General features: G+C 72.1%; 11 protein-coding genes. 4 read left to right on the top strand and 7 right to left on the bottom strand.

Annotation, left to right across the window (positions count from 1 at the left end; all coding sequences use genetic code 11):
• Positions 1-105: 105 nt before the first annotated feature.
• From ACIBTV_RS28420 to ACIBTV_RS28405, 4 genes are all read right to left on the bottom strand, one after another.
• Complete coding sequence (locus ACIBTV_RS28420; protein WP_396709774.1) at positions 106-723, bottom strand: cellulose binding domain-containing protein; 618 nt, start codon at positions 721-723, stop codon at positions 106-108.
• A 129-nt stretch (positions 724-852) separates the two neighbouring features.
• Positions 853-1,530 (bottom strand): hypothetical protein, encoded by a 678-nt coding sequence (locus ACIBTV_RS28415; RefSeq protein WP_396709772.1) that lies wholly within the window; start codon positions 1,528-1,530, stop codon positions 853-855.
• A 128-nt stretch (positions 1,531-1,658) separates the two neighbouring features.
• Positions 1,659-2,048, bottom strand: coding sequence for a hypothetical protein (locus ACIBTV_RS28410; protein WP_396709770.1), 390 nt, complete (start codon positions 2,046-2,048; stop codon positions 1,659-1,661).
• A 37-nt stretch (positions 2,049-2,085) separates the two neighbouring features.
• Positions 2,086-2,769: a hypothetical protein gene (locus tag ACIBTV_RS28405; protein WP_396709769.1), complete on the bottom strand. Its 684-nt coding sequence runs from the start codon at positions 2,767-2,769 to the stop codon at positions 2,086-2,088.
• Between the two features lie 50 nt (positions 2,770-2,819).
• Here ACIBTV_RS28405 and ACIBTV_RS28400 point away from each other — a divergent pair, with 50 nt between their 5' ends.
• Both ACIBTV_RS28400 and ACIBTV_RS28395 read left to right on the top strand, forming a co-directional pair.
• Complete coding sequence (locus ACIBTV_RS28400; RefSeq protein WP_396709768.1) at positions 2,820-2,996, top strand: hypothetical protein; 177 nt, start codon at positions 2,820-2,822, stop codon at positions 2,994-2,996.
• A 27-nt stretch (positions 2,997-3,023) separates the two neighbouring features.
• Positions 3,024-3,203 carry a hypothetical protein gene (locus ACIBTV_RS28395; protein ID WP_396709766.1) on the top strand — a complete coding sequence of 60 codons (180 nt, stop codon included), beginning with the start codon at positions 3,024-3,026 and terminating at the stop codon, positions 3,201-3,203.
• A 13-nt stretch (positions 3,204-3,216) separates the two neighbouring features.
• Here the strand turns inward: ACIBTV_RS28395 and ACIBTV_RS28390 are convergent, their stop codons facing one another.
• Positions 3,217-4,887 carry a right-handed parallel beta-helix repeat-containing protein gene (locus tag ACIBTV_RS28390; protein ID WP_396709764.1) on the bottom strand — a complete coding sequence of 557 codons (1,671 nt, stop codon included), beginning with the start codon at positions 4,885-4,887 and terminating at the stop codon, positions 3,217-3,219.
• A 740-nt stretch (positions 4,888-5,627) separates the two neighbouring features.
• On the opposite strand from ACIBTV_RS28390, the gene ACIBTV_RS28385 reads away from it, so the two are divergent.
• Positions 5,628-6,281 carry a C39 family peptidase gene (locus ACIBTV_RS28385; RefSeq protein ID WP_396709762.1) on the top strand — a complete coding sequence of 218 codons (654 nt, stop codon included), beginning with the start codon at positions 5,628-5,630 and terminating at the stop codon, positions 6,279-6,281.
• A 60-nt stretch (positions 6,282-6,341) separates the two neighbouring features.
• Here the strand turns inward: ACIBTV_RS28385 and ACIBTV_RS28380 are convergent, their stop codons facing one another.
• On the bottom strand, positions 6,342-6,998 hold the full coding sequence (locus ACIBTV_RS28380) for a DedA family protein (protein WP_396709760.1): 657 nt from the start codon (positions 6,996-6,998) through the stop codon (positions 6,342-6,344).
• A gap of 290 nt (positions 6,999-7,288) precedes the next feature.
• The gene (locus ACIBTV_RS28375) at positions 7,289-7,645 is read right to left on the bottom strand and encodes a VOC family protein (RefSeq protein ID WP_396709759.1); all 357 of its coding nucleotides are present in this window, start codon (positions 7,643-7,645) and stop codon (positions 7,289-7,291) included.
• A gap of 156 nt (positions 7,646-7,801) precedes the next feature.
• Between ACIBTV_RS28375 and ACIBTV_RS28370 the strand changes: the two genes are divergently transcribed.
• The gene (locus ACIBTV_RS28370) at positions 7,802-10,657 is read left to right on the top strand and encodes an aconitate hydratase (RefSeq protein WP_396709757.1); all 2,856 of its coding nucleotides are present in this window, start codon (positions 7,802-7,804) and stop codon (positions 10,655-10,657) included.
• The last annotated feature ends 40 nt before the right edge of the window (positions 10,658-10,697 follow it).

The following is a 10,697-nucleotide window of genomic DNA, read 5'->3' as shown; positions in this document are numbered from 1 at the left end:
ACAGTCTCCTTGCGGAAGGATGGTGGCCGGGGCCGCGATCCGCCACGCGGGACGCACGACGACGACGGGCCCCGCCGATGGCGGGGCCCGTCCGATGAGGCGGGTTCAGAGACCGCCGCAGCCGGTGCCGTTGACGACGCACCGGTTCGGGGTGGTGCTGCTGCCGTCCACGTGGAACTGCAGACGCGCCGACGCGCCCGGAGCGAGGTCGACCCCGCCGCGGTACGTGTAAACCCCGTCGTCGCCGCGGCGCAGCGTCCCCTGGCCCGTGTTCAACACCCAGGCGGTGACGATCCGCTTGCCGGAGAAGTCCAGCTCCACCGTCCAGGGTTGACGGCTCCCCGATACGTTGCTGATTCTCACCTCGCCGATGAAGCCGCCGGAGAACCGCTGCTCCACGTCGTACTGCCCGGTCACCGTGGGCGGCGCCGCCGGCGCGGTGGACGCCCGCAACGTCACCGTGGGCACCGCCGACCGGGTCGGCGACGTCGTGGGGACCGGGCCGCCGGCGGACGGTCCGGCCGACGACGGCGACGGCCGGGCCGAGGCGGTCGACGACGATCGCGACGGCGCGACCGGGGTCGCACCGCTCGCGCTGGCGTCGGGCTCGGCGGTGTCCGACGGCGGGACCAGCGGCAGCGCCACGTGCGGGCCCGGCGACACCTCCACGGTCGGGCCACGGCCGCGGTACGTGCCGAGGGCCACCACCATCAGCACGAGCATCACGACCACCCCAGCGAACACCACGATCCAGGGCGAGGACGCGATGGCCCGGCCCTCCGACGATCGCGGCGTACTACCGGTCCCCGACATCTTCCTCCCCCTCGCGCGGCGCCCGGTGAGCGTAGCGGTTCAGGCGAGGACGCACTCGTCGCCGTTGACCACGCAGCCGGTGCGCACGTCGGCCCCCGCTCGGAGGTTCAGGTGAAGGCCCAGTTCCACGGACGCGCCGGCGCCGAGCGGCTGCCTGCCGCTCAACAGGTACCGGCCGTCACCCTGGCTGGTCAGTGAGACACCGCCGCCGCTGACCACGCGCACACCCCGCACCGCGGCCCCGAAATCGAGGCGCACCGTCCACTCCTCGGCGCGGGCGGTGTCGTTGGTCACCAGAAGCTCCGCCTCGACGCTGTCGCGGTCGGCGTCACGGACCCGGTAGGTCGCCACCACCGCGCCGCCGTCGGCGAGCGGCTGCTCCGCCGCGAGCGACGCGGCAGGCGTACGGGACGGCGCGCGGGAGGCCGGCGCGGAGCGCGTCGCTGACCGGGACGGCCGGGACTGCGCCGTCTGCCGGCCCGACGGGAGAGGCGATCCGCTGGCGGAGGCGGTCACCGTCGGCGGCGTGATCGGCAGGGCGAGTGGCGGCAGGTCGGCGCCGGAGGGCTCCGGCTCACGCCCCCGGAAGGACAGCGACGCGACGAGCACGATCGTCACCAGGGTCACGACGACGAGCACCACGATGATCCACGGCACCGAGGCCACCACCTTGGGCGCGGTCCCCGGTTCCCGTGGTCCGGCAGGCCGCACGGGCATGCGTCCCCTCTCCTCCGAGCCGACCCGCAGCGTAGTCAGCGGTGGCGACCACGCGGAACGTCGACGACCGGGATCGGGCCGACCGGCCCAGGCATGTCGGAAAACGGGTGGCCAGGCGGCACGGCCGGTCAGCCGGTGCGGACGACGGTGCAGATCGCCGGACCGGTCGGGGTGCTGCGCAGCAGGTAGCGGTAACGCTCCCCGGGCACCCGCTGACCGCGGGAGTCGAGGAACTCCCACTCCACCGCGACCATGGTGAGCAGCGCGGAGACCGGCTGCACGTCCTCGATGAGGGCGTGCGCGGCGACCAGCTCACGCTCCTGGTAGTCCGGCGCCGCGCCGACGAACGACAGCGCCACCGCCGTCAGCGAGGTGAACGAGAAGCTGTACGCGTCGGCCACCACCAGCCCCGGCAGGGCGTAGCACCCCGCGACGGCCGGCAGGTCGGCACCGGTCAACGCGGCGCCGTACCGGTCGAAGAAGTCGGTCAGCGTGCCCAGGTCGGCGGAGGCTCTCACGGCGGAAGTCTTTGCCGGTCAGCGGCCCGACCAAACCTCAACGCGCCGGAACGCGCACCTCGATCTCGCTGCCGAGCCGCGCACCGGCCGCCAGACCGAGGTCATCGCCGCTCCAGAACCGGCCCGGGTCGTACCAGTTCGGACGCCGGCCCGTGGGCAGCAGGCCCATCGCCTCGTAGGTCACCGCCACCACCTCGGCGCAGTAGGCCGTCTCCAGGGCCCGGTCCGAACCACCCGCCGACGCCCGGGGCGCGGGACGGGCCTCGGGGCCGAGCGTGAGGCGGGGCAGCCGGGGCGGCTTCGGCGCCCGCCCGCGCAGCCACCGCCACGCGAGTTGGGCGGTGGACGGGAACGGCGTGCCGTCCAGCCGGGCGATCGCCCGCAGCACCGCCTTCTCCATCTCCGCGTCGGCCGGCGGGTCGAGCTGCCGCAGCCACGCCCGCTGCCCGTAGCGGTTGGCCCAGACGCAGACCGCGTCCCGCAGGTCGTGCAGCTGCACTCCCCGCTGGTGGGTGCCGGACCACAGGTCGGGCAGGGACCGGCCCAGCTCGGCGTGCCACATCAGCGGTGGCATGTCGTCGAGCACCACCGCCATGCCGACGTGATTGACCGGGCTGTTCGTGGTGAACTGGATCGCCCGGTCCGGCACGCTGCGACCGCGGAACACCCACACGTCGCCGGTACGGGTCAGCTCCACCGCCTCGTCCAGGCTGATGCTCATAGGCGTCCACACTAGGCGGATCGGTCCCCCGATGGGCAACTCCGACGCCAGTGATCGACACCGATTCCGTCGCCACCCTCCCGACCGACGACACGCTCGCCGGCCGGGTGCTGGTGTGCCAGGCGAGGGAGCCACGCCGGCTGCTGCCCGCCGACGGGTGGTCCGACCACGTCGACCGGCTCGTGTCCGGCACCGGTGTCGTCCAGCGGGTGTCGCGCCCCGGCTGACGGAGGTCCGCGGTCTACCCTGAGCCGATGCGGCGACCGATGCGGTGGTGGAAGGTGCTCGGGCTGGCCGGCCTCGCCGGCGTGGCGGCGACCGGAGTGGTGATCGCACGAGCCGAGCGGCGGCGACGCGCGTACAGCCCGGAGGAGATCCGGGAACGGCTGCGCGCCCGACACGCGGAGGCCACGGCGAGCGCCGACGACGCCTGACCCGCGCCCAGCGTCAGCCGCGCTCCTGGTAGTTGCGATCCCACAGGCCGCCCACCAGCGGTGTGTCCAGGCGGACCGATCCGACGACGTTGTCGGCGAAGTCGTTGTCCACGATCCGGCAGTCCACACAGCTGCCCTGCGAGGTGATCCAGAGTCCGTACGTCTGGGTCTGGTCGTCGTGGTGGTCCCAGATCCGATTGCCGCGCACCGTCGACGCGTCGAACGCCGCGTTGATCGTGATGCCGGCACGGATCTGCGGCGGCTCCGGCAACTCGTAGGGGGTGCCGGGCGCCGGGGTGTCCTCGTTCCACGCGACACGCTCATCCGGCCGCACCGCCGCGAGGTCCAGCTCGGTGTCGGAGTTGCCGGCGACCACCGCCGTCCGGGACCCCACCCGCAGCACCTTGCCCCGGTGGCCGTCGACGGGCCAGCTCGCCGTCCGGTCACTCATCGACCGGAGGCCGTACCGCACGGATTCGCCCCCGCCGGACGTGGCCGGCGCGCAGCGGCGCCCGTTGTTGCGGATGCGGTTGTTCACCACGGTCGCGTCCGACACGGGCCGGTCGATCCGGATCCCGTCGAGGCCGTTGTCCCAGAACTCGTTGCTGTCGATGACCATGTCCGACGCGACACCCTCGTACCCGTTGCCGAGGTCGTGCTGGTGGTAGCCGAACCCGCCGTTGCCGCTGATCCGGTTGCCTCGGATGATGTACGGCCCCGGGGTGTTGCCCACGCTGATCCCGTCGCCGACGTTGCGGTCGATGACGCAGTCGGTCAGTAGGCCGCCCCGGCCGGCGATGCCCGCGGTGCCGTTCGCGGAGACGTCGAACCCGGCCTCCAGGTTGCCGGTGAGCGTGCAGGCCGACACGATCAGCCCGTCGGCACCCCAGTCGGAGATGCCGAAGCGGTTGGCCTGGCTGTGACAGCCGACGATGCGGTAGCCCCGGGGCTGCGCCCAGTAGTCCTTCTGAAGCTCCAGGAAGATCCCGTTGGTGCCGTTCGCGATGGTGGTGCAGTTGGCGATGGTGAGCCGCTCCACGTCTCCCCAGCCGCCGATGCCGACGCCGATGCCGGCACCACCGATCTGCCGGCCGTTGTCCAGCCGGCCGCAGCCGACGACCACACACCCGTCGATGAGGCTGTCCTGGAGGAAGTCACAGCCCAGCCCGGTCGCCCCCGTGTGGTGGATGTAGAGGTTGCGGAAGACACCACGGACGACGTACTGCAGGCCCAACCCCTTGGCGAGGTAGCTGTACTCGGCCATCGCCACGCCCGACCCGTCGATCTCGAAGTCGGCGAACATGCAGTCGGCGATGTGCCGGTCCCGGTCCGCGCCGTGCTGCACCGTCGTCCAGTACGCCAACGGCGTGGGGTCCGCCCGGTTGCCCTCGTTGCTGAGCAGGAACCGGGTGGCCCGGGGACCCGCTCCGACCAGCGACACCCCGCTGCGCCAGACCGTGCCCGCGTCGCGGATCGAGTAGAGCCCCGGCGGGCAGTAGATGACCCGCGCCCGGCCGTCGATCGCGTACCCGTCACCGAGCCGGTCCACCAGCGCGGAGAGCGCCGGCTGGTCGTTGGTCACCCCGTCGCCCTGCAACCCGAACTCCCGCGCGTCACAGTAGAGCGGCGCGCCGGCGACCGGGGTGGGCCGCTGCGCCACGCTCGGCAGGCCGTGCTGCGACACAGGGCGACTCCTCTCGGGTCCGTTGGCCGGCGGCGTCGGAAGCAAGCGTCGCCTCCGATCGTCACGCTTCCCAGCCGCCCGGCGCATTCCCGCAAGCCGTGCCGAAAAACGCCAGGCACCCGGCGATCATGCAGTTGTGGTGCCCAGAACGGGCGCATTCGCGCCTTTCGCGAGGCACCACAACTGCATGATCAACGCGGTCACCAGCCGGAGCGGTCGTCCGGCCGGACGGGCCGGTAGATCTTGGTGAGTTGTGGCCCCCTATGGGGGCACTAATCGTCCAAGATCCGCAAGCGCCCTCCGCGTCGACCGTTCCGCGCGTGCCTCGTGTCCGGTTTGGGTGGGTGGGGTGTCCGGGTTTGGGGGTTCGGGTCCCGTGGGCGGGGCCACCCTTGAGGCGGAATCGTCGACCGGCCCGGGTCGTTGAACATGGCACGCCCGCGCGGCCCCGAGCCCCCGGCCCCGCCGGACCACCGGCCGACCGGACCCCCGTCCAGGCCACCGGCCCGGATCCGGGAAGGACCAGCCCGCCCCGGTCGTTGCACACTCCCGACGCCGCCAGCCCCACAAGCGCGGCCGTCACCGACCCGGTTCCCGGGAATCACCCGCCCAGCCCGGTCGTTGCACACCCCCCGGAGCCACCAGGCAGGCCACACCGCCGCCGGACTCCACCCCCAACCTTCCGGCACCCGCCCCCCTGCGGGCCGCCGCGCACCCCCGAACAGAGAGGCACACACATCATGCGTACCGATCTGATCCGCAAGACCGTCCTCACCGCAGCCGGAATCGCCGCCGCCGGCGGCGGCATCGCCGGCCCCGCCATCGCCGCCCACGCCGCCGAGGCCAAGCCCGCCAGCCAGGTCCAGGACCGCAAGAACACCGGCGGCGAGCGTGAACTCAACGTCCGCTACGAAGCCCAGCCCAACTTCTACTACTGCGGCCCCGCCGCCACCCGCAACGCCCTCTCCGTCCAGGGCAAGGACATCAACGTCGACGCCATGGCCAAGGAAATGGGCACCACCGAAGCCGGCACCAACTCCATCAACGACATCACCCCCGTCCTGAACAAGGAAACCGGCAGCAACGCCTACCACTCGGTGGAGATCTCCAACCCCAACGCCAACGACAAGCAGACCGACCAGCTGCGCCAGGACATCGTCCGCACCATCAACGACGGACGCGCCGTCGTCGCCAACATCGCCGGCACCACCACCGACACCGACGGCAACACCCACTCCTTCGAAGGCGGCCACTACATCAGCGTCATCGGCTACCGCGACGACGGACACACCGTCACCATCGCCGACAGCGCCGACCCCAACATGGCCTCCTACCGAGTCACCGTCGACCACCTCGCCGACTGGATCGCCACCCGCGGCTACTCCACCAACTGACCCGAGCAACACCGACCGACAGGGCCGGCCCCCACCACGGGGGCCGGCCCTTCGTCGTGTTCACCGGCTGCGGGCCGACACCGCCTCGCCGGGCTCCGGCTCGGGCTCGGTGTGCACCGCCCGGTGGGCCCGTCGGCGCAGCCACCAGGTGCTGCCGACGCCGGCGAGCACGGCCAGGCCCAGCCCGATCCAGGAGGCGTCCTTGAGCCAGTGCTCGGCGACCCGTCCGAGGTGGAAGAGCAGGTACGTGGTGGCGAAGGCCCAGACCAGCCCGCCGGCCGCGTTCGCGACGAGGAACCGGCGGTACGGCACGTGCAGGGCACCGGCGAGCGGTCCGGCGAGGATCCGCAGCAGGGCGATGAAGCGGCCGAAGAACACCGCCCAGACCCCGTGCCGGGCGAAGCTCAGCTCGGCCCGGGCGAGCTGAGCCGGGCCGAGGTGTTTCGGGAAGCGCCGACCCAGCCGCGCCAGCAGGGCGCGGCCACCGCGGCGCCCGATGGCGTAGCCGGCGGAGTCACCGACGATGGCGCCGAGCGCGGCGGCGCCGGCCACCCACTCCGGCTCGACCACGCCCGCCGCGGCCAGCAGCGACGCGCTGACCAGGGTGATCTCACCGGGCAGCGGAACGCCCATGCTCTCCACGCCGATCACGCCGGCGACGATCAGGTAAACGGCCAGCGGCGGCAGCGCCACGAGCCAGTGTTGTACGTCGAGCACGCGCCCTCCCCCGGTCCGGCCTCGAACCCTACCCGCGCGAGCCCGCTCCGGCGGGCCGCCGAAACGGCGGGGGAGCGCACTCCGGCGGGCAGGTCGGGACGGTACGGAAGCGCAGGTTCCCAGGCCCGCCGGGACGACGTGCGAGCGCAATCCGCCAGGCCCGCCGGGCCGGCAGAGCCCGAGCCCGCCGAGCCGGCACGGAAGCAATTCGCCGCCGGGGCCTCTTCCAGAGCCGCGCGGACCACGGCGGCAGGCTCTCGAACCCGTCGGAGGACCGTCGGGTGGCGGGGTCAGGCGCTCGGGGCGAGGAACTCCAGGCGGTTGCCGTGGGCGTCCTCGGTGTGGAACCGGCGCATGCCGGGCAGCTCGTCGTCGCCCCACGTGACGGGCGCCCCGGCGGCGGCGAGCCGGGCAGCCAGGTCGTCCAGGTCGGGGCGGAGCAGCGCGGGGTGGGCTTTGCGGGCGGGCCGGAAGTCGTCCTCGACGCCGAGGTGCAGTTCGGCCCCGTACCCGGTGAACCAGCATCCGCCGCGGGCGGCGAGGACGGGCGGCTTGGGCTTCTCGGTCATGCCGAGCAGGCCGACGTAGAAGGCCCGGGAGGCGTCCTCGGAGCCGCGCGGGCAGGCGAGTTGTACGTGGTGGATCATCGATGTGCCTCCTCGGCCCGACCATGGCACGAGGTTGCGCGAATAGCAAGACGGACGTACGGTTTTGTTGAGCCGGTACGCGGGTAAGTGTTGCCTAACCTCGGCGGCACCCGTACCGGTGCGACAGACTGCTCAGGACTACTCACGGTCGCTGGTGTGAAGGAGTACGACGTGGCGAGCCTCGACACCTTCGGTGCGAAGAGCCAGCTGCGCGTCGGAGACGCGAGCTACGAGATTTTCAAGATCGACAAGGTGGACGGCCACGACCGGCTGCCGTACAGCTTGAAGATCCTGCTGGAGAACCTGCTGCGGACCGAGGACGGCGCGAACATCACCGCCGACCACATCCGCCAGCTCGGCGCGTGGGACCCCACCGCCGACCCGAGCGTGGAGATCCAGTTCACCCCGGCGCGGGTGCTCATGCAGGACTTCACCGGCGTGCCGTGCGTGGTCGACCTGGCCACCATGCGCGAGGCCGTCCGGGACCTGGGCGGCGACGCCACCAAGGTGAACCCCCTCGCCCCCGCCGAGCTGGTCATCGACCACTCGGTGATCGCCGACCTGTTCGGCCGCGAGGACGCGTTCGCGCGCAACGTCGAGCTGGAGTACGAGCGCAACAAGGAGCGCTACCAGTTCCTGCGCTGGGGCCAGACCGCCTTCAACGAGTTCAAGGTGGTCCCGCCCGGCACCGGCATCGTGCACCAGGTCAACATCGAGTACCTGGCCCGCACGATCATGGAGCGCAACGGCCAGGCCTACCCGGACACCGTGGTCGGCACCGACTCGCACACCACGATGGTCAACGGCCTGGGCGTCCTGGGCTGGGGCGTCGGCGGCATCGAGGCCGAGGCCGCGATGCTCGGCCAGCCGGTCAGCATGCTGATCCCGCGGGTCGTCGGCTTCAAGCTCTCCGGTGAGATGCCGGCCGGCACCACCGCGACCGACCTGGTGCTCACCATCACCGAGATGCTGCGCAAGCACGGCGTGGTCGGCAAGTTCGTCGAGTTCTACGGCCCGGGCGTGAGCGCCGTGCCGCTGGCCAACCGCGCGACCATCGGCAACATGTCGCCGGAGTACGGCTCCACCGTGGCGATCTTCCCGATCGACGGCGAGACCGTCCGCTACCTGGAGCTGACCGGCCGCGACCCGCAGCAGGTGGCGCTCGTCGAGGCGTACGCCAAGGAGCAGGGCCTCTGGCACGACCCGGCCGCGGAGCCGGAGTACTCGGAGCGCCTGGAGCTGGACCTGAGCACCATCGAGCCGTCCCTGGCCGGCCCGAAGCGCCCGCAGGACCGGGTGCCGCTGGGCAGCGCCAAGACGCTGTTCCGCTCGGCGCTCAAGGACTACGTGGCCGCCGACGAGACCGGCGGCGACCCGGGTCGCAAGTCGGGCGTACCGCAGCTGGAGAAGCCGTTCGGGGTGGAGGGCCACGCCGACGAGGCCAGCGCCGAGTCCTTCCCGGCCAGCGACTCCCCCGCCAACGGCGTCAACGACCCGGCCGACGCCCCGCGTGACCTCGAGACCGCCGCGGTGGGCGCGGGCGGGCGGGCCACCAACCCGATCCGGGTCACCGGCGCCGACGGCACCGAGTTCGAGCTGGACCACGGCGCGGTGGTGATCGCCGCGATCACCTCCTGCACCAACACCTCCAACCCGCAGGTGATGATCGGCGCGGCCCTGCTGGCCCGCAACGCCGTGGAGCGCGGCCTGAACCGCAAGCCGTGGGTGAAGACCACCCTGGCCCCCGGGTCCAAGGTCGTCATGGACTACTACGAGCGCGCCGGCCTGACGCCGTACCTGGAGAAGTTGGGCTTCCACCTGGTCGGCTACGGCTGCACCACCTGCATCGGCAACTCCGGCCCGCTGCCGGAGGAGATCTCCGCCGCGGTGAACGAGGCCGACCTCTCGGTCGTCTCGGTGCTCTCCGGCAACCGCAACTTCGAGGGCCGGATCAACCCGGACGTCAAGATGAACTACCTGGCGTCCCCGCCGCTGGTGGTCGCGTACGCGCTGGCCGGCACGATGGACATCGACCTGGCCAACGAGCCGATCGGTGAGGACAGCGCCGGCGAGCCGGTCTACCTGCGCGACATCTGGCCGAGCACCGCCGAGATCCAGGACGTCATCGCCTCGGCGATCGGCGCCACCGGCTTCAGCTCCGCGTACGCCGACGTCTTCGCCGGTGACGAGCGCTGGCAGTCGCTGCCGACCCCGACCGGCGACACCTTCGCCTGGGACGGTGACTCGACGTACGTGCGCAAGCCCCCGTACTTCGAGGGCATGGAGCGTGCGCCGAAGGCCGTCACCGACATCGACGGCGCTCGCGTGCTGGCCAAGCTCGGTGACTCGGTGACCACCGACCACATCTCCCCGGCCGGCTCGATCAAGGCGGACTCGCCCGCGGGCAGGTACCTGGCCGAGCACGGTGTGGCGCGGCACGAGTTCAACTCGTACGGCTCCCGCCGCGGCAACCACGAGGTGATGATCCGGGGCACGTTCGCCAACATCCGGCTGCGCAACCAGCTGGTCCCCGGGGTGGAGGGCGGCGTCACCGTCAACCACCTGACCGGCGAGCAGACCTCGATCTACGACGCCTCGGTGGCCTACCAGGCGGCGGGCGTGCCGCTGGTGGTGCTGGCCGGCAAGGAGTACGGCTCCGGCTCGTCCCGCGACTGGGCCGCGAAGGGCACCATGCTGCTCGGCGTCAAGGCGGTCATCGCCGAGTCGTACGAGCGGATCCACCGCTCCAACCTGATCGGCATGGGTGTCCTGCCGCTCCAGTTCCCGGTCGACACGACGGCCGACTCGCTGGGGCTGACCGGCACGGAGACGTTCACCATCACCGGTGTGACCGCCCTGAACGACGGCGAGACCCCGCGCACGGTGAAGGTCACCACCGACACCGGCGTGGAGTTCGACGCGGTGGTCCGCATCGACACCCCCGGTGAGGCGGACTACTACCGGCACGGCGGCATCCTGCAGTACGTGCTGCGCCGGATGATCGCCGGCTGACGTACGACCGAGAAGGCCCCTCCCGGCGAACCGGGAGGGG

Source organism: Micromonospora sp. NPDC049366 (assembly GCF_044466625.1).
In the GTDB taxonomy this organism is placed as follows: domain Bacteria; phylum Actinomycetota; class Actinomycetes; order Mycobacteriales; family Micromonosporaceae; genus Micromonospora.
This window is presented reverse-complemented; position numbering and strand designations above follow the sequence as displayed.